At 67.0% G+C, this 19468-nt stretch carries 14 protein-coding genes; 9 read left to right on the top strand and 5 right to left on the bottom strand.

Annotated features, from left to right (window positions below):
- The first annotated feature begins 18 nt into the window (after positions 1-18).
- From dsrO to BM341_RS11845, 3 genes are read left to right on the top strand one after another with little or no spacing between them, the layout of a single operon-like run.
- Positions 19-795, top strand: a complete 777-nt coding sequence (gene dsrO / locus BM341_RS11835) for a sulfate reduction electron transfer complex DsrMKJOP subunit DsrO (protein ID WP_089796180.1) — start codon at positions 19-21, stop codon at positions 793-795.
- The gene (nrfD, locus tag BM341_RS11840) at positions 779-1987 is read left to right on the top strand and encodes an NrfD/PsrC family molybdoenzyme membrane anchor subunit (protein ID WP_089796182.1); all 1209 of its coding nucleotides are present in this window, start codon (positions 779-781) and stop codon (positions 1985-1987) included. The genes dsrO and nrfD overlap by 17 nt, the downstream gene beginning before the upstream one ends.
- Positions 1980-5081 carry a molybdopterin-dependent oxidoreductase gene (locus BM341_RS11845; RefSeq protein ID WP_089796184.1) on the top strand — a complete coding sequence of 1034 codons (3102 nt, stop codon included), beginning with the start codon at positions 1980-1982 and terminating at the stop codon, positions 5079-5081. Before nrfD ends, BM341_RS11845 begins: the two co-directional genes overlap by 8 nt.
- Positions 5082-5094: 13 nt before the next feature.
- Here BM341_RS11845 and egtD read toward each other — a convergent pair whose 3' ends face one another.
- Entirely contained in the window at positions 5095-6090 is a 996-nt protein-coding gene (gene egtD, locus BM341_RS11850) for an L-histidine N(alpha)-methyltransferase (RefSeq protein ID WP_089796186.1), read from the bottom strand.
- An 87-nt stretch (positions 6091-6177) separates the two neighbouring features.
- On the opposite strand from egtD, the gene selD reads away from it, so the two are divergent.
- Complete coding sequence (gene selD / locus BM341_RS11855; RefSeq protein ID WP_089796188.1) at positions 6178-8511, top strand: selenide, water dikinase SelD; 2334 nt, start codon at positions 6178-6180, stop codon at positions 8509-8511.
- Between the two features lie 30 nt (positions 8512-8541).
- Here the strand turns inward: selD and senB are convergent, their stop codons facing one another.
- Entirely contained in the window at positions 8542-9531 is a 990-nt protein-coding gene (gene senB / locus BM341_RS11860; RefSeq protein ID WP_089796346.1) for a selenoneine biosynthesis selenosugar synthase SenB, read from the bottom strand.
- Positions 9532-9560: 29 nt separating this feature from the next.
- On the opposite strand from senB, the gene senA reads away from it, so the two are divergent.
- The 5 genes from senA to BM341_RS11885 all read left to right on the top strand — a co-directional run bounded on the left by senA (position 9561) and on the right by BM341_RS11885 (position 14923).
- Entirely contained in the window at positions 9561-10925 is a 1365-nt protein-coding gene (senA, locus tag BM341_RS11865) for a selenoneine synthase SenA (RefSeq protein WP_089796190.1), read from the top strand.
- 64 nt (positions 10926-10989) lie between these two features.
- Positions 10990-11862 carry a putative selenate ABC transporter substrate-binding protein gene (locus tag BM341_RS11870; RefSeq protein WP_089796192.1) on the top strand — a complete coding sequence of 291 codons (873 nt, stop codon included), beginning with the start codon at positions 10990-10992 and terminating at the stop codon, positions 11860-11862.
- Positions 11862-12515: an ATP-binding cassette domain-containing protein gene (locus BM341_RS11875; RefSeq protein ID WP_089796194.1), complete on the top strand. Its 654-nt coding sequence runs from the start codon at positions 11862-11864 to the stop codon at positions 12513-12515. Before BM341_RS11870 ends, BM341_RS11875 begins: the two co-directional genes overlap by 1 nt.
- A 1-nt stretch (position 12516) precedes the next feature.
- On the top strand, positions 12517-14004 hold the full coding sequence (locus tag BM341_RS11880) for a PhnE/PtxC family ABC transporter permease (protein WP_089796196.1): 1488 nt from the start codon (positions 12517-12519) through the stop codon (positions 14002-14004).
- A gap of 130 nt (positions 14005-14134) precedes the next feature.
- Positions 14135-14923, top strand: coding sequence for an SDR family oxidoreductase (locus tag BM341_RS11885; RefSeq protein WP_089796198.1), 789 nt, complete (start codon positions 14135-14137; stop codon positions 14921-14923).
- Positions 14924-15048: 125 nt separating this feature from the next.
- Here the strand turns inward: BM341_RS11885 and BM341_RS11890 are convergent, their stop codons facing one another.
- The 3 genes from BM341_RS11890 to BM341_RS11900 form a co-directional block, all read right to left on the bottom strand.
- Positions 15049-16461 (bottom strand): FAD-binding oxidoreductase, encoded by a 1413-nt coding sequence (locus BM341_RS11890; RefSeq protein ID WP_089796200.1) that lies wholly within the window; start codon positions 16459-16461, stop codon positions 15049-15051.
- A 346-nt stretch (positions 16462-16807) separates the two neighbouring features.
- The gene (gene ilvD, locus BM341_RS11895) at positions 16808-18496 is read right to left on the bottom strand and encodes a dihydroxy-acid dehydratase (RefSeq protein ID WP_089796202.1); all 1689 of its coding nucleotides are present in this window, start codon (positions 18494-18496) and stop codon (positions 16808-16810) included.
- Positions 18497-18769: 273 nt separating this feature from the next.
- Positions 18770-19468 carry a TenA family protein gene (locus tag BM341_RS11900; RefSeq protein WP_089796204.1) on the bottom strand — a complete coding sequence of 233 codons (699 nt, stop codon included), beginning with the start codon at positions 19466-19468 and terminating at the stop codon, positions 18770-18772.

Here is a 19468-nt window from a genome sequence, read left to right on the forward strand (position 1 = left end):
CAGGCCACCGGAGGCGCCATGGACCCCATTCGCCGCACCCTTCTCGGCCAGCTGGCCCGCCTCAGCGCGGGTGCCGCCCTGATACCGCTCCCCAGCGTTGCCAGCGCCGGCATCAACCAGCAGCCACTTCGTCGCGAAGGCGATCCCAGCAAGCGCTACGGCATGCTTATCGACCTGCGCCAGTGCATCGGCTGCCAGGCCTGCACCGTGTCGTGCCATATCGAGAACGCCGCCCCGCTGGGCAGCTTCCGCACCACCGTCTCCCAGTACGAGGTGGAGCACCAGGAGACCGGTGAGGTCGCCACCTTCATGCTGCCGCGCCTGTGCAACCACTGCGAGAACCCGCCCTGCGTGCCGGTTTGCCCGGTGGAGGCCACCTTCCAGCGACAGGACGGCATCGTGGTGGTCGACAGCGACCGCTGCGTGGGCTGCGCCTACTGCGTCAACGCCTGCCCCTACGACGCCCGCTTCATCAACGAGCGTACCCAGACCGCCGACAAGTGCACCTTCTGCGCCCATCGGCTGGAAGCCGGCCTGCTGCCGGCCTGCGTGGAGAGCTGCGTGGGTGGCGCACGGATCATCGGCGACATGCGTGATCCGGAGAGCCAGATCAGCCGCATGATCGCCGAGCACCGCGACGAGCTGATGGTGCTGCAGCCGGAAAAGAACACCCTGCCCCAGGTCTTCTACCTCGGCATGGACGAGCGCTTCGTGACTCGCCCCGACGCCGAGCCGGTCGCCCTGGAAGTCCTCGATCCCCACGGCCAGGAGATGGGCTATGAATTCCGCCATTGAGCTGCTCGCCCCGCGCTACGACATCGCCTGGTACCCCTGGGCGGTGCAGTACTTCTTCATGATCGCGCTGTCCTACGCCACCCTGTGGCTGGCCGCCCCGGCGCTGGTGTTCGGCAAGCAGCGCTGGCTGCCCACCGCACGCCTGGCGCTGCTCGCCTGCCTCACCACCACCCTGGTGGCGCCGGTGGCGCTGCTCGCCGACCTGCACCAGCCGCTGCGCTTCTGGCACTTCTATGCCTACGCCAACAGCCACTCCTGGATGTCCGTCGGCAGTCTGGTGTTGCCCCTCTACGTGGTCGGCGTGATCGTGCTGGCCTGGCTCGCCTGGCGCCCGGCGCTGCAGGCCCATCGCCAGGCCCCCGGCATCGCCGGTTTCGTGGCCCGCTGGCTATCGCTGGGCGACGCCCCTACCCCGCGCGCCCTGGTGGTGCTGGTGGGCCTCGGTACCCTGGCCCTCTCCACCGGCATCATGCTCTATACCGGCGCCGAGGTGGCCATCGTCAAGGCCCGTCCGCTGTGGCACACCGTGTGGCTGCCGCCGATGTTCGTGGCCACCGGCTTCATCGCCGCCACCGGCCTGATCCTGGTGCTCAACCGCGTGGCCGGTGAACGCAGCACCACGGTCAGCCGCCAGATGCTCAAGGTGATGCTGGGGGCCTGCCTGGTCGCCGGACTCGTCGCCGGCAGCTGGTTCCTCGACGGCATCAACGCCAGCGTCGGCTCGGTGGCCGCGGCCATGGAGTCCGTGCGCGGCAGCGCCGAGTGGCGCAGCACCGCTCTGTGGGGCGGCCTCACCGGCGTGGTGCTGTTCGGCGCCGTGCTCTACCTGCTGACTCGCCCCGCCTCACGTCGCCCGGCACTCTATGCCTGGGCCTGGGTGCTCGGCCTGGTGGCCCTGCACGTCGGCTGGATGTTCCGCTGGGTGGTGCTGATGGACGTGCAGACCGTGGCCCGCCACAGCGCCGGCTTCCACCACTACGGCATTCCCGCCGGCTCTTCCGGCATCCTCGGCATCGTCGGCACCTTCGGCCTGTGGCTAGCCGCCATCCTGCTGATCGACCTCTTCGTGCCGTGGCGCCAGGCCCGCCAGGGCGGCAGCGCCGCCGACCTTTCACCTGCAAACTCCGCCCCTGCACACCCCGACGCCCAGAGCGCTGCGGAAACCACTGAAGGAGCCCCCAGCCATGGCTAAGTCCCCCGTCGATTCCTTACGCCGCCGCTTCATGAAGGGGGCCGTCGCCGCCGGTGGTGCCGCCACCTTCGCCGCCGGCTACTCCGACCCGCTGATCAAGATGGGCAAGGGCGTCACCGGCAGCGCCGGCGAGAAGCCCGAGCACCGCATCCACGGCAACTCCCTGGCGCCGGAGTACACCGTCGACCCCGAGAGCGGCGAGCTGACCCTCAACCCCGACCAGCGCGTGGCCTTCACCGTCTGCTACGGCTGCACCACCAAGTGTGGGGTGCGGGTGCGCGTCGACAATGACACCGACCAGGTGCTGCGCGTCTCCGGTAACCCCTACCACCCGCTCTCCGCCGACGAGCACCTGCCCATGCGCACCCCGGTGGTCGAGGCCCTGCGCGGGCTGAGCGCCTATGGCGACCAGGGCCAGCAGAACCGCTCCACCGCCTGCGCCCGCGGCAACGCCATGATGGCGCAGATCGACAGCCCCTTCCGCGTCACTCACTGCCTCAAGCGGGTCGGCGAGCGTGGCGGCCGCGAATGGCAGAAGATCAGCTTCGAGCAGCTGATCGAGGAGATCTGCGAGGGCGGCGACCTGTTCGGCGAGGGTGCAGTGGACGGCCTGCGCGCCATCCATGACCACGACACCCTGATCGACCCCGAGAACCCCGAGTACGGCCCGAAGGCCAACCAGCTGATGGTGATGGAGGCCACCGATTACGGCCGCTCCGCGCTGCTCAAGCGCTTCACCATGAACGCCTTCGCCACCCGCAACTATGGCCACCACGGCTCCTACTGCGGCTTGGCCTATCGCATGGGCTCCGGCGCGGTGATGGACGATCTGGCCAAGAACGCCCATACCAAGCCGGACATCCAGAACGCCCGCTTCATCCTCTACGTGGGCACCGCCCCCAGCCAGGCCGGCAACCCCTTCAAGCGCCAGGGCCGCCTGATCGCCCAGGCCCGCGCCGAGGGCAGCCTGGAGTACGTGGTGGTCGACCCGGGCCTCAACGCCTCGGCCTCGCATGCCGCCGACCACAACCGCTGGGTACCGATCCGCCCGGGCAGCGACAGCGCCCTGGCCATGGGCATGATCCAGTGGCTGCTCGACAACGGGGGCTACGCCAAGGAGTTCCTGGAGCTTCCCGGCCAGCCCGCCGCCGAGGCCGCCGGGGAGGCGACCCACACCAACGCCAGCCACCTGGTGATCACGAACGATGAGCACCCGCGCCGCGGCCGCTTCCTGCGCGCCAGCGACCTAGGCCAGGCCGAGGCCGGCAGCGACGCCGACGTGCCCATGGTGGTGGCCGACGGAGAACTGGCACAGGGCAACGCGGTGATGGCCGCCGAGCTGTTCGTCGACCGCGAGGTGGAGCTCGCCGACGGAGAGAGCGTGCGGGTAAAGAGCAGCATGACCCTGCTGCGCGAGTCCGCCAACGAGTACAGCCTGGCCGAGTATGCCGAACACTGCGGCATCCCCGAGGCCACCATCGTCGACCTGGCCACCCGCTTCGCCCGCCACGGCCGTCGCGCAGTGGCCAACTCCCATGGCGGCATGATGTCCGGCAACGGCTTCTACGCCGCCTTCGGCATGCAGATGCTCAACGTGCTGGCCGGCAACCACAACCGCAAGGGCGGCAGCGCCGCTGGCGGCGGCCAGTTCAACGGCGTCGGCACCGGTCCCCGCTACGACCTGGCCAACTTCCCCGGCAAGCGCGGCCCTCAGGGGGTCTTTCTCTCCCGCTCGCGCTTCCCCTACGAGAAGTCCTCCGAGTACCAGCGCAAGGTGTCCGCCGGCGAGAATCCCTACCCGGCCCGCGCCCCCTGGCGTTCGCTGGCGCCGCCCACCCTCACCGAGCACCTGCCCTCGGCGCTGGACGGCTACCCCTACCCGATCAAGGCGCTGATCGGCTGCATGGCCAACCCCATCTACGGCCAGGCGGGCCTCGAGACGCTGATCGCCGAGAAGATCAAGGACCCCAAGCGCCTGGGGCTGTTCGTGGCCATCGACGGTTTCCTCAACGAGACCAACCGCTACGCCGACTACATCGTGCCCGACTCGGTGATGTATGAGGTGTGGGGCTTCACCGGCGCCTGGAAAGGCACCCTGGGCAAGATGACCACCGCCTGCTGGCCGGTGGTGGAGCCGCGCCAGCAGAAGACCGAAGAAGGCGAGCCGGTCTCCATGGAGAGCTTCTTCATCGCCACCGCCAAGCGCCTGGGCCTGGCCGGTTTCGGCGACGAGGCGATCCCCGACGCCGACGGCAACCTGCACCCGCTCAACCGTGCCGAGGACTTCTTCCTGAGCGCCGCCGCCAACGTGGCCATGCAGGGTGAAGCGCTGCCCGCGGCCGACGAGAGCGACATCGCCCACGCCGGCCTGGCCCCGCTGCTGCCCAGGCTGGAGCGCACCCTCAAGCCCGAGGAGCGCGGCCCGGTGGCCTACCTCTACGCCCGCGGCGGGCGCTTCGAGGACTTCAAGGACCACTTCAAGGGCGAGAACCTCACCAGCGTCTGGAAGCGCACCCTGTGCGTCTACAACGAGCAGGTGGGCACCAGCATCAACACCCAGAGTGGCCAGCCCAACCGCGGCGTGCCCTGCCACGGCCTGCCACCACTGGCCGACGGCCGCAGCATGCGCGAGGTGTTCACCGAGGAGGAGTGGCCGCTGCTGGCGTTCTCGTTCAAGTCCAACCTGATGAACTCCTACGCCATCGGCCTCGAGCGGCTGCGCATGATCAAGCCCTACAACCCGGTGATGATGCACCGCCAGGACGCCGAGCGCTTCGGCATCCAGCACGGCGACACCATCCGCATCGAGAGCCCCGGCGGCAGCGTAGTGGGCCTGGCGTTGATCGGCGAGGGTGTGATGCCGGGAGCACTGGGCATCGAGCACGGCTACGGCCACCGCGACCTGGGGGCCACTCCCCACGTGATTGACGGCGAGTCCCAGCCCGATCTCGAGTGGCTTCGCGCCGGTATCAACATCAACGACCTGGGCTTCAAGGATCCCACTCGCAGCGTGGACGGCACTTGGCTGGAGCCTATCAGCGGCGCCGCCGTGCGCCAGGGTCTGCCAATTCGGGTAACCCGTATAGATACCTGATAGGTAGGGTTGTTCAGCGAACTAGGCGGCTTGAATATGCGACCGCCTGTTCGCTCAATAAATAATGAACGCTGAACAGCGCCTGCGGATCGGTCCACACCGCCGTCGGGGCAAAGCCGGCGCGTTGCGCCAGCGCCTGGAACCCTTCGACGCTGTACTTGCACGAATTCTCGGTATGCAGCGTTTCGCCCGCCGCAAGCATAAAGTCCCGCCCTCCGACGCGGATCGCCTGTTCGCGCAGGCTCTCCAGGTGCATCTCGATGCGCGACGCCGCCTCGTGATAAAACGCCAGGTGCCGGAAACCTGCCGGGACGAGTTCGGCGCCGAGTTCATCGCGCAGGCGCTTGAGCAGGTTCAGGTTGAACGCCGCCGTCACGCCCGCGGCGTCGTTGTAGGCCGCCTCGAGGATGTCGCGATGCTTGATCAGGTCGACCCCGATCAAAAGCCCGCTACCCTTCGGCAGCAGACGATGCAGCCCGGCCAGGAAGGCCTCGGCCGCCACCGGTTCGAAGTTGCCGATGCTCGACCCGGGGAAGAAAGCCACCGCACGTCCCCCGCTCACTCCTTGAGGCAAGGACAGGCGTCGTGAAAAGTCTGCCCAGACGGCATGCACCTCGAGCCAAGGGTAATCAGCGGCGAGACGCCGCGTGCTTTCCAGCAGGAACTCGCGTGAGATATCGACGCCCAGATAGCGCGCCGGCTGCATCGCCTCGAGCAGCAAGCGGACCTTGCGACTCGCCCCGCTGCCAAGCTCGACCAGCAGCGACTCGGGGCCGGCAAGCTCGGCGATCTCGGCGGTGGCCGCGGCGAGAATCTGCTCCTCGGTGCGGGTCAGGTAATACTCGGGCTGGGTGCAGATGCGCTCGAAGAGCGCCGAACCCCGCCGGTCATAGAAGTATTTCGGCGACAATGCCTTGGGTCGGGCGCTCAGGCCTGACATCACGTCATCGAGAAAGGACGGATCGGCGTCGTCAACATGCTGATCGTGAAAGCGCACGGCCTGGGTCATGGCGTATCCTCGTGAGCACTGTCCTCATGAACACTGTCTTCGTGAACACTGCTGAGCGTGATCCTTCAATCTAGAGAGAGTCTTCCCATGCAGCAACCGGATTCCCCGGTATTGCGCGATATCGTGCTGGTCGGCGGCGGTCACAGTCATGTCGGTGTCCTCAAGCGCTTTGCCATGCGGCCCGAACCCGGTGTGCGCCTGACGCTGATCTGCCGCGACACCCACACGCCCTATTCCGGCATGCTGCCGGGCTATGTGGCCGGGCATTACACCTACGACCAGGTGCATATCGACCTGCGTCGACTCGCCCAGTACGCTGGGGCCCGCTTCTTCAGCGACGAGGCCTTGGGCATCGACCACGACGCGCGAACCGTGCTGTGCCGGTCGCGCCCGCCGGTGCCCTTCGACCAGCTATCGATCAACATCGGCTCGACGCCGCGGGTCGATGCGGTGCGGGGCGCCGGCGAGCATGCCGTGCCGGTCAAGCCCATCCACCAGTTCAACGACCGCTGGCAGGCGCTCATCGAGCGACTTACGCACCATCACCCAAGGCACCATCCCGGCAGGACCCGCGTGGCGGTGGTCGGCGGTGGCGCGGGCGGGGTCGAACTGCTGCTGGCCATGCAGACCCGGTTGCGTGGCGAGCTTGCCCGCCAAGGGCGCGACCCCGACGAACTGGTGTTCGCGCTCTACACTCGGGGCAGCCAGATCCTGCCGACCCACAATGCCCGCGTGCGCGAGCATTTCCAGCGCACCCTCACCGAGCGCCGCGTCGAGCTGCACACCGCGACCGAGGTGGTCGCCGTCGAGGCGGGCCGGCTGCAGAGCGCCTCAGGCGACTGGCACAACGCCGACGAGATCGTCTGGGTCACCAACGCCGGCGGCGCGGCCTGGCTGCGCGAGACGCGCCTGGTGCTGGACGACGACGGTTTCATCCAGGTCGGCGACACCCTGCAGTCGCTGAGCGACCCCGGCATCTTCGCCGCCGGCGATATCGCCAGCCAGGTCAACCATTCCCGCGAGAAGGCCGGCGTGTTCGCCGTGCGTCAGGGCCGTCCGCTGGCCGACAACCTGCGCGCCGCCATCACCGGCCGGCCACTCAGGCCCTATCGCCCCCAGCGCCGCTGGCTGGCCCTGATCAGCACCGGCGACCAGTCTGCCGTGGCCTCGCGCGGCGACCTGTATCTGGCCGGCGACTGGGTCTGGCGCTGGAAGGATTGGATCGACCGGCGCTTCATGGCCCGATTCACGACCCAGCTCAACGACCTGCTCCCCATGCCAGCGCACCAGGGCAAGACGGCGAAACCCAGCCGGGTGGCGCTCGACGAGGAAGAGAGCGCCCAGGCGATCTCGGCGATCGCCATGCGCTGCGGCGGCTGTGGCGCCAAGGTCGGCGCCTCGGTGCTGTCGCGGGCGCTGTCGACGCTTGAGCCCTTCCCGCGCGAAGAGATACTGGTCGGTCTGCACGCCCCGGACGACGCTGCGGTGGTGCGCGTCCCGCCGGGCAAGGACATGGTGCACACGGTTGATTTCTTTCGCGCCTTCATCGACGACCCCTATGTGTTCGGCAAGGTCGCGGCCAATCATGCGCTGGGTGACATCTTCGCCATGGGCGCCGAGGCGCAGACCGCCACCGCCGTGGCCACCGTGCCGCAGGGGCTCGAGGCCAAGGTCGAGGATACGGTGTACCAGATGATGCGCGGCGCCCTGGAGGTGCTGAACGAGGCCGGCTGCTCGCTGGTCGGCGGACACACCGGCGAGGGCCAGGAGCTGGCACTCGGGTTCGCAGTCAACGGCCTGATCGATGCCGGCGGCGATAGCGCCCTGACCGATTCCATACTGACTAAGGGCGGCCTGCGTCCCGGCCAGGCGCTGATCCTCACCAAGCCCATCGGCACCGGTACCCTGTTCGCCGCCCACGCCCGGCTGGGCGCCAAGGGGCGTTGGATCGACGCCGCGCTCACGCACATGTGCCAGTCCAATCGCCAGGGCGCGGCCTGCCTGCGCGAGCATGGGGCCACCGCCTGCACCGATCTCACCGGCTTCGGCCTGCTGGGGCACCTGGTCGAGATGACCCGCCCCTCGGGCGTCGATGCCGAACTCGACCTCGCCGCCCTGCCGCTTCTCGATGGCGCGGAGGAGACCGTCGCCGCAGGCATTCTCAGCTCCTTGCAGCCGGCTAACGTGCGCCTGCGCCGGGCCATCCACGATCAGGCGGCGTGGGTCGACCACCCCCGTTATCCGCTGCTGTTCGACCCGCAGACCGCCGGCGGCCTGCTGGCCAGCGTCCCCGCCGAGCGCGCGGCGGCCTGCCTGAGCGCCCTGCACGCTCTCGGCTACGGCCAGGCGGCGATCATCGGTCAGGTTCACGCCTCGGGTGAGGCGCTGGAACCCATCCGCCTGACCGATGGCAGTCGATAGTGGATAGTGGATAGTGGATAGTGGATAGTGTTAAAGGGTGAGGCCGCAGGCGGCGATGACCCGCGCCAACCCCGCGCGTTCGGCATCGGGATGAAACAGCGGTGCTCGTGCCTGAACCTGGCGGCGCAGCCCCTCGACGAAGGCGGGCTCCGCCTCGGCGCGCAGCAGGCCCTCGCGCAACGCCTGGGTATCGGCCACCGCAAAGTAGCCGGCGTAGTCCTCGCCGAGCAGGCCGCGGTTGCCGGCAATGTCGGAGGCCAGCACCGGCAGCCCTGCCACGCAGGCCTCGCTAACCACGTTGGCGCCGCCCTCCATGCGCGAGCTGATCACCATCAGCCGCGCCCTGGCCATCCAGCGGCGCACCTGCCAATGGGGCAGGTCGCCGAGCCAACGGTAACGCGGATTGCGCGCCATCTCGTCACGGGCATTTTCAGCCCATGTCTCGTCGTGAACGCCCCCCAGCTGGATGACCCGCAGGCGCGACGCCGCCGGCAGCTCGCGCACGGCCAGTGCGGCACGCAGCGAGTCCTTCTCCTCGCGCAGATGGCCGGCTACCAGCACCTCGTAGTGGCCCTTGATCGGCCCCGGCGCGCCTGGCGGCAAGGGCAATGCCGATTGATGCACGACATGCAGACGCGCATGAAAGCACGGCGGGATATCCGCTTTCACCTCGTCGTGCAGGCCCACCAGCGCGTCGGCCGACGTGAGACTCTCGAGAAACGCCTCGGGGTGGCTGTGCTGGAAGCGGTAGATATCGGTGCCGGTGAGCGCCACGGCCAGCGGGGTGTTCGCGAAGGCCTCGCGGCAAGCGCGAATGGCCGCGTGGCTGCGCAGGGCGTGCAACGCCACCACCAGGTCCGGCGGCCTGCCATCGAGGCGGCACGCATCGGCGTCTTCGTCGGAGCCGACCACCCGCACCCGGCAGCCTAGCTCGCGCAGCAGCCTTGCCCAGCGCGTCGCCGTAGCACGATTGCCGGCACGCGAGCCTCGACCCGCCGGGGTGATCAGCGCTATTTTCACCACTGGCGTTTCTCCTCGACGAGGTCGGCATGCTCTCTACCACCTTCAGCACACCCCCCACACCCCCGCGCGCCGCCGACGATCTGGCGGCCATGCTCACCGATGCCCGCCAACGCAGCCTGGCGCTGATGCATGACACTCTGGACGCCCGCGAGCTCGGCCCGCGGCTCGCCATCGTCAATCCACCGCTGTGGGAGCTGGGTCATCTTGGGTTCTTCCACGATTATTTCGCCCTGCGCGGGCTCTACGCGCTGCCGGACTATCAACTTGCCGATGCCGACCGGTTGTTTGATTCGAGCAGCATCGCCCACGACGACCGTTGGGCGCTACCGCTGCCGGCGTGCGAGACGACGCTGGACTATCTGTCGCGCGTCGAGCAGGCCATGCTCGAGCGACTGCCCGAGGGCCAGGCGAGCGCGGCGCAGAGTTACGTCTACCAGCTCACCACCCTGCACGAGGACATGCACGGCGAGGCGTTTCTCTACACCCGCCAGACCCTCGGCGACCCCGCGCCCGAGCTGGGCAAGCCACCGCCGGACCAGCGTCCCGGCGAGATGGCCACCGGTCCGCTGCCCAGCGACGTCGCCATTCCCGGCGGGCGCCACCTGCTGGGCTCCGATGACAGCGTGCCCTTTCGCTTTGATAACGAGAAGCCGCCGATGACCGTCGAGGTCGCCCCCTTCCGGATCGCCCGCGCGCCGGTGACCAACGCCGAGTTCGCCGCCTTCGTCGCCGACGAGGGGTATGAACGGCGCGAGCTGTGGAGCGAGGCGGGATGGCAATGGCGCACGTCTGTGGACCTGCACGCCCCGGGCGACTGGCGAAAGACCCAGGCGGGAATCCCTGGCGCCAATGGCTGGGAGGAGCGCCACTTCGACCGCTGGCTGCCCCTGGCGCCGCATCAGCCGGTGGCGCATGTCAGCTGGCACGAGGCCCAGGCCTGGTGCCAGTGGGCCGGGCGACGGCTGCCCACGGAGGCCGAATGGGAGGTCGCCGCCAGCCGCGTGCCGACGGACGACGGAAAATCGCTGGCACCCGGCAAGCGTCGCTATCCCTGGGGCGAGGCACCACCCGATGCCCGCCGGGCCAACCTGGACGCCTGGCGCCTGGGGCGCGTCGATGTCGCCGCCTTCGCCGACGGTGACAGCGCCTTCGGCTGTCGGCAGATGCTGGGCAATGTCTGGGAGTGGACGGCCTCGACCTTCGGGCCCTTCCCCGGGTTTTCCCCTGATCTCTACCGCGACTACTCGGCCCCCTGGTTCCCGGAAGGCCGCCGCGTCCAGCGTGGCGGCGCCTGGGCGACACGCTCGCGGCTGATCCATAATGGCTATCGCAATTTCTTCATGCCCGACCGCCGCGATGTTCTGGCGGGGTTTCGCACCTGTGCGCGCTGACATCGGAAACCCGGCGGCTTTTGGGTAACATGGCGCCTTTATCCCACCCTGCAAGGATCGCCTCATGCTCGGACGCTTGTCTCTAGTGTTGTCGGTTGCGCTGCCACTGCTGCTTGCCACCTCAATCGCCGGGGCCAGCCCCTTCGTCTTCACCGCCATTCCCGACGAGGACGAGACGCGCCTGCAGCAGCGCTTCCAGAAAGTCGCCGATTATCTCGCGGACGAGCTCGAGGTCGAGGTGCGCTTCGTGCCGGTAAAGTCCTACGCCGCGGCGGTCACCGCCTTTCGCAACGATCAGGTGCAACTGGCCTGGTTCGGGGGTCTCTCCGGCGTGCAGGCGCGCCAGCGCGTGCCCGGCTCGCAGGCCATCGCCCAGGGCGTGGAGGACCCCGACTACAAGAGCTATGTCATCGCCCATCGCGACAGCGGTCTGACCCCGGTCGAGGGCGACAGTGCGCCGGAGGCGCTGCGCGGCCTGACGTTCAGCTTCGGCTCCAAGAGCTCCACCTCCGGCCGGCTGATGCCCGAGTATTTCCTGCGCAACGATTTCGGCGCGGCGCCGGAAGAGATCTTCGAACGCGTCGGCTTCAGCGGCAACCACAGCCGCACCATCTCGCTGGTCGCCTCCGGCGCCTATCAGGCCGGCGTGGTCAGCTACAAGGCCTGGGAGAACGAGGTCGCCGCCGGCAACGTGGATACCGATGCGGTGCAGGTCGTCTGGGAGACGCCGCCCTATCCCGACTATCAATGGACGATTCGCGGCGATGTCGACGCGCGCTTCGGCGACGGCTTCAGCGAGCGAGTCCAGCAGGCGCTGCTCGACATGGACGATCCGGCACTGCTCGAGAGCTTCCCGCGCTCGGGCTTCATCCCGGTGGATAACGACGACTACGAGATTATCCACCAAGTCGGCCAGCAGCTCGACATCCTCGATTGATGACCTCGCTCGCCCTCACCGACGTGGTGGCCAATTACGGCGGCGCGCGCGTGCTCGGTCCGCTCAACCTGACGCTGGCGCACGGCGAGCGGGTGGCCCTGGTGGGCAGAAGCGGGGCCGGGAAATCGACGCTGCTGAGCATCATGCAGCAGCACTGGCAGGCAAGTGGCGCGGCCCTGATGCCCCAGGAGCTGGGTCTGGTGCCCTCGCTGAGCGTCTTTCACAACGTTTATATGGGCGGGCTCGCCAGGCGACCCAGCTGGTACAACCTGGCCAGCCTGGTGCGCCCCTTCCGCCGCGATATCGACGCCATCACGCCGCTGCTCGAGCGGCTCGGCATCGCCGACAAATGCTGGGCCGCGGCCGGCGAGCTCTCGGGTGGCCAGAGCCAGCGCGTCGCCGCGGCGCGGGCGATTTACCAGCAAGGCGACCTGCTGCTGGCCGACGAGCCGGTCTCGGCCCTCGACGGGCCACTGGCCGAACTGGTCATGGCGGCCTTGACCGAGGCCTACCCCACCGCAGTGTTGGCCATGCACGACGTGGAGCTGGCCCTGCGCTTCACCGACCGGGTCGTGGGCATCGCCGATGGTGCGATCGCCCTGGACGAGCCCAGCCGCCGGCTCAGTGTCCAGGATCTGCTGGTGCTGTACTGACATGTGGCGCTCGGCGACCGTTCGTACCAGCCTCGGCTTCGTGGTGCTGGCCATCGCCTGTGTATTCGTCGCCGACTTCGAGATCAGCGCCCACGCGCCCTGGGCGGAACTGGGTCGCCTGTTCCTGGGGCTGGTGCAGCCGGATTTCGAGGCGGTGGACTATCTCGGTGAGGCGATCGTACGCACCTTGGCCTTCGCCTTCGTCGGCGTGGGGCTGGGAGCGGCAGCGGGCCTGTTGCTGGCGCTGGTGTTTCGCCATCTGGTGGTGCGCACCAGCTGTGCCTTCGTGCGCGCCATACACGAGCTGTTCTGGGCGCTGATCTTCCTGCAGTTCTTCGGCCTGCACCCGCTGACCGGGGTGCTCGCCATTGCCATTCCCTATGCCGGCATCTTCGCCAAGGTGTATGCCGAGATCCTCGACGAGAGCGACCCAAGCCCATCGAAGGTGATTCCCCACGGCACCGGCCTGGTCTCGGCACTCGCCTATACCCGCTTCAGCCAGGCCTGGCCGCACCTGGTTACCTACACCGCCTACCGGCTCGAGTGTGGCCTGCGCTCCAGCGCCGTGTTGGGCTTCGTGGGCATGCCCACCCTGGGGTTCTACCTGGAATCCTCGTTTGCCCAGGGCCAGTACGCCACGGTGGGTGCGCTGTTGTTGCTGTTCTATGCGCTGATCGCCACGCTCAGACTCTGGGCACGCCCGCGCCTGCTGCCGTTCTACCTGCTGGCCGCACCCTTCCTGCTCGGCGACGGCCTGCCAATTCGCTGGCAGAACGTCTCGCGGTTCTTCACCGAAGACATCGTTCCCGAACCGCTGCGCCAGGGCGAAGGGCTCGCGGGGCTCGTGCCCTGGCTGGGCGACCTGCTCGCCAACGAGGCGCTGCCGGGCATCTGGAACACCCTGGTACTGACCCAGATCGCGCTGGTGGCGACTGGCCTTCTGACGCTCGCGCTGTATCCGCTGGTTTCTCATCATTTCACGGGGCGCCACTTCACCGGCCGGGTGCGCGGTGCGCTGGGCCACGGCGTACTGGTGGTGATGCGCTCGACCCCGGAGTACCTGCTGGCCTTCATTCTGCTGCAGCTCTGGGGGCCATCGATGCTGCCGGCGGTGGTGGCGCTGGCGATCCACAACGGCGGCATCATCGGCCATCTGATCGGGCGGCGCAGCAACGAGGTGTCGCTTCGCCCCGATGCGCCACGCGGCATCGAGCGCTACGCCTTCGAGCTCACCCCGCGTCTCTACGGTCCCTTCCTGGCCTTCCTGTTCTACCGCTGGGAAATCATCATGCGCGAGACCGCCATCCTCGGCATTCTCGGCATCGCCACCCTGGGGTTCTACGTCGACAGCGCGATCCAGGAGATCCGCTTCGACCGGGCCATGGTCTTGATCGTGATCACCGCCCTTCTCAATATTGGTGTGGACATCCTCGCTCGCCGTCTGCGCAACCGCCTGCGCCTGCGACATACCGCTCAGAGCGAACCATGATGGCCGAGTGTGCCGATACACAAGCTGGCGCATCGTCGGTTCATTGCAACAATCATTGACCTAAAGACAAGGCGAGCGTGGCGATGCCTTTCCACAGTGACAATGTCTTTATACCAAGAGGAGAAATCGTATGGATCTAGGAATCGCAGGACGCTGGGCCGTGGTATGCGCCGCCAGCAAGGGATTAGGTAAGGGTTGCGCCAAGGCATTGGCAGTGGAAGGCGCCAATCTGGTCATCAATGCCCGTGGGAAGGCCGACCTGGAAGACGCAGCGCAGGAGTTTCGCGCCTGTAACCCGAACATCGAGGTGCATGTCGTCGCGGGCGACATCGGCACCGAGGCCGTACGCTCGGCCATGCTGTTGGCCTGCCCGCGCGTGGATATTCTGGTCAACAACAACGGCGGGCCACCCCCGGGGGATTTTCGCGACTGGAGTCGTGACGACTGGCTCAAGGCGGTGGACGCCAACATGGTCACCCCGATCGAGCTGATCAAGGCCACCGTGGATAGCATGGCCGACAACGGCTTCGGGCGCGTCGTGAACATCACCTCGGGGGCAGTGAAGGCGCCCATCGATATCCTGGGACTCTCCAACGGCGCTCGAAGTGGCCTGACCGGTTTCATCGCCGGCCTGGCCCGCCAGCCGAGCCTGGCGGCGAACAACGTCACAATCAACAACTTGTTGCCAGGCGCCTTCGACACTGAGCGACTGCGAAATAATCTCTCCACCACAGCGCAGAAAACCAACCAGGACCTGAACCTATTACGCGAACAACGTGTCCAGGGGATACCCTCGCGCAGATTCGGCACAGCAGATGAGTTCGGTGCCTTTTGCGCCTTTCTTTGCAGCGAGCAGGCCGGCTATATGACGGGACAGAACCTGCTGCTCGATGGCGGCAGCTATCCCGGCACGTTCTAGCGAAACCCAACTCGGCTTCTATCTGGAATTCTGGTCAGGTGAGCCGAGCATTCCAGGTGACTCTCGAGCAAGCCAATGCCACCCGTATTGACGGGCGGCATTGGACCCTTCTCTTGCTGACTTCGTTACAGACCGGATGCCAGGGACGGTTCGTGGGCCGGCTGGATGTTCTGGTTCATCCTGAACAGGTTGGTCGGGTCGTAGCGGCCCTTGAGCTCTACCAGCCGCTGATAGGTAGCCCCATAGGCGAACTCGATGCGGTCGGCCTCTTCCTCGGTGAGAAAATTGATATAGGCCCCGCCACTGGCAAACGGCTGTGTCCTGGCGAAGAAGTCCCGCGCCCAGCCGATGCACTTTTCATCTCCCTCCGGGGTTTCCCAACGGGCATGCACGTTCATCACGTAGTTGGCATCACGGCTCGAATAGGCCATCGCCTCGGGTGACGGCCGGGTCGTCTGGCCCCCGATGGTGCCGACGAAGATCTCGCAGTGCGGCGAGGGCAGCGTGTCGACGTATTCGATGATGGCATCGATGGCGCCGGCTTCGAGCTGCGTGAAGTTATGCGACTTCCAGTAGTTGCGTGCACCCGGCGCCAGCAGCGGGTCGAAGGCCTGTTGCCAGGCAACGTAAGGCTGCACGCCGACATGCTCGCCGAGCACCGTGCCGAAACGACGCAGCGGCTCGATCAGCTGCGCGCCGGTGTCGGGGTCGCCGGCATAACACAGGGCGAGAGCGACGATCGGCGTGCCGTGCACCTGGTCGGGCAAGAAGGACAACGGCGGCGCCTGGCGCGTCACCATCCAGACGTTGAGCTCCTCGGGCATGGTCTGGGTGAAATCGGCAAATTTCTGGATCACCGCGCCGGCCTGCTCGAACGGGAAGACGATAAGCCCGCTGAGCACCTCCGGCCCGACGGGGTGCAGCTGGAACTCGAAGCGGGTGACGATACCGAAGTTTCCGCCGCCGCCGCGCAGTCCCCAGAAGAGATCGGGGTTTTCCGACTCGCTGGCGTGTATCTGCCGGCTGTCCGCCGTGACGACATCCGCGCCCAGCAGGTTGTCGATGGTCATGCCGTACTTGCGGCTCAACCAGCCGAAGCCGCCGCCGAGCGTCAGGCCGGCCACACCAGTGGTCGAGTTGATCCCCAGGGGCGTGGCCAGGCCGTGCTCCTGCGCGGCCACATCGAAGTCGGCCAGGGTACAGCCCGGCTCGACGCTGGCACGCCGGGTCTCGGGGTCAATACGCACCTGCTTCATCAACGAAAGGTCGATCAACAGCCCATCATTGCAGACCGCATTGCCGGCGATGTTATGGCCGCCGCCGCGAACAGACGCGATCAGGTCGTGCTCGCGCGTGAAATCAACGGCGCGCATCACATCGTCGGCCGAGCTACAGCGGGCGATGAGCGCGGGCCGGCGGTCGATCATGGCGTTCCAGATCTGGCGGATGTCGTCGTAGTTGTCATCGTCGGGCGTCAGCACCTCACCTGCGAAGTGCGCTCTGAACGCGTCGATGGCGGTTGGGGGAAGTGTTTTCATGGTTGCCTCCGTGGCTCGTGCCCCCGTTCGCCAGGCCGAAGCAGGGAAGCCGCCGGCCAGCGAGGCGGGCAATAAGGTCGAACGGGCCGGCGATCTTTACCGGCCCTGCCGTTAGTTCCAAGCACGCAGATGGTGATTGGCCATATCAGTGTAGGAACAACGAGTCAACACCCCGCTATACCGATTTCGCCTAGACAAAGTTCGGCATCGAATAATGTGTTTTCACCTCCCCTCGCCGGCCTCTCCTCGGTGTGACTGAAAAGCTCGCCATGAAAAACGTCCCGCCGGGAACCGACGGGACGTTGTCTTGCGGCTGAATGTCAGCCATTGCCGCACGGGGCCGGCGTTACTCCGGCAGGTCGGTCACCGCCCCCAGGGAGGCGGAACTGACGGTTCTGGCGTACTTGGCCAGCACGCCGCGGGCATAGCGCGGCGCCGGCTGCTGCCAGGCCGCCCGGCGACGCATCAGGGTGTCGTTGTCGATGTTGACCTCGATGATATCCGCCTCGGCATCGATGGTAATGATGTCTCCGTCCTCGACCAGCGCCAGGGGCCCGCCGTCGAAGGCTTCGGGGGTCACATGGCCGACCACGAAGCCGTGGCTGCCCCCCGAGAAGCGCCCGTCGGTGATCAGCGCCACCTCGCTGCCGAGTCCGCGCCCCATGATCGCCGAGGTCGGCGTGAGCATCTCGCGCATGCCCGGGCCGCCCTTGGGGCCTTCGTAGCGGATCACCACCACGTCGCCGGCCACCACGGTGCCGTCGTTGATGCGCGCCTGAGCCTCCTCCTCGGAGCCGAACACCCGGGCGCTGCCGGTGAAGTGGGTACCTTCCTTGCCGGTGATCTTGGCCACCGCGCCCTCGGGCGCCAGGTTGCCGTAGAGCATGCGCAGGTGGCTTTCGGCCTTCACCGGCGCGTCCAGCGGCGAGATGATCTTCTGCCCGTCGGGATACGGGGCCACCTCGGCGAGGTTGTCGGCCAGGGTCTTGCCGGTCACCGTCAGGCAGTCTCCATGCAGCATGCCGGCATCAAGCAGCATCTTCATCATCGGCTGGATGCCGCCGATCTCGACCAGCTCACTCATCATGTAGTGGCCGCTGGGCCGCAGGTCGGCGAGCACCGGCACCCGCTTGCCAAGGCGAGTAAAGTCATCGAGCGAGAGCTCCACGTCGATGGTGCTGGCCATGGCGATCAGATGCAGCACCGCATTGGTCGAGCCGCCGAGCGCAATCACTACGGTGATGGCATTCTCGAAGGCCTCGCGGGTCATGATGTCCGAGGGCTTGATGTCGCGCGCCAGCAACTCGAGTACGGCCTCGCCCGCCGCATGACAGTCATCGCTCTTGGCCTGGGAGACGGCGTTCTGCGCCGAACTGCCGGGCAGGCTCATGCCCAGCGCCTCAATGGCCGAGGCCATGGTGTTGGCGGTGTACATGCCGCCGCAGGAGCCGGGGCCGGGAATCGCCGTCTCCTCGATCTGCTTGACCTGAATGAGGTCGAGATCGCCGCGGCTGTGGGCGCCCATGGCCTCGAACACCGAGACGATGTCGGTGTGGCCCTTGCCCGGCAGGATGGTGCCGCCGTAAACGAAGACGCTGGGACGGTTCAGGCGCGCCAGCCCCATCATGCAGCCCGGCATGTTCTTGTCGCAGCCGCCGATCGCGACCACCCCGTCGAAGCCTTCGCACGCGGTCACCGTCTCGATGGAGTCGGCGATCACTTCCCGCGACACCAGCGAGTACTTCATGCCCTCGGTGCCGTTGGCGATGCCGTCGGAAATGGTGATGGTGTTGAAGATGACCCCCTTGCCGCCGGCGGCATCGGCGCCGTCGCTCGCACGCCGCGCCAGCTCATCGATGTGGCTGTTGCAGGGCGTGAGGTTGCTCCAGGTCGAGGCAATGCCGACCTGCGGCTTGGTGAAATCCTCGTCGGTAAAGCCCACCGCCCGCAGCATGGAGCGGCTGGCGGCCTTGCCGGGGCCATCCACTACCTGGGACGAATGACGACGACGGGAATCCTGGGGGGTATCGGACATGGGGCGCTCTCCTCTTCTTGTCCTGCAACTTGCAATGACACGGTTTCTTGTAATGACAATGTGTTTTTTACAAAGACACGGTCATCGAACGTTATCGTTTTGCTGAAATGGTTTTGCTGTAAGGGTCTTGCTGGAATAGTCTCGCCATAGAGTACCCGCTGTCGGTGCCTGACGGAACGCTTTGGGTGACTCGGTGGCGTGTCAGTGGTTCAAAAAGGCGAGGCGAGGCGCCGATGAGCAGCCTGGCCCTCGCCAATGTTCAGCCTGAAAAGTTCAGCCCGAATAGACGGCGTCGTGAAACGCCCGCTCCCGCGCTACCGTCTCGTGAAAACGCTCGACCATGCGGGCGAACTCGGTTTCATCGAGCGTCTCGGCGATCTCCTCGAGACGGCGACGCAGCCAGGCAACGAAGGTCTGAAAGGCCTGACTGTCGTGCAGGCCGACCCACTCGTCGTACAACGGATGCAATATCTCGCCCCGGGTGATGCGCGTGGCCCAGCCAAGGTAGAGCCACTCGGTGACCACCAGCACCGCGAGCATCTGCGCGTAGCTCTCGCTGGCCCCCGTCTCGCGCAGCAGTTGCTGGAAGGACGCGGTGGCCGGCAGATATTCCGGAGCGTTGCGGTCGGTCTCCGGCACGCCGAAGGTCTCGAAGGTGCGCTGGAAGACGCTGTTCTCGTCGCTGGTCAGCATCCCCACAAACTGACCCAACACCACGCGGTCCGCCATTCCCGGCGCATGACCGATGGCATGGCCGAGCAAGGCGGTGAAGGGGTCGACGAAGCCGTAGTCCTGCACCATGTAGTCGGCGAAGGCCTCACCGGGGAGGCTGCCCTCCGCCAGCGCATCGAACAGCGGATGGTTCACCACCGCCGACCAGTCGGGCTCGCTGGTCTCGCGCAGCCAGTCGGTGAGGCGTGGCGCGCTGCGTTCGGCGGCCCAGGCCGCGTAGTCGGTTCGGGGCATCGACAT

The sequence above is a fragment of the Halomonas korlensis genome (genome assembly GCF_900116705.1).
Lineage (GTDB): Bacteria > Pseudomonadota > Gammaproteobacteria > Pseudomonadales > Halomonadaceae > Halomonas > Halomonas korlensis.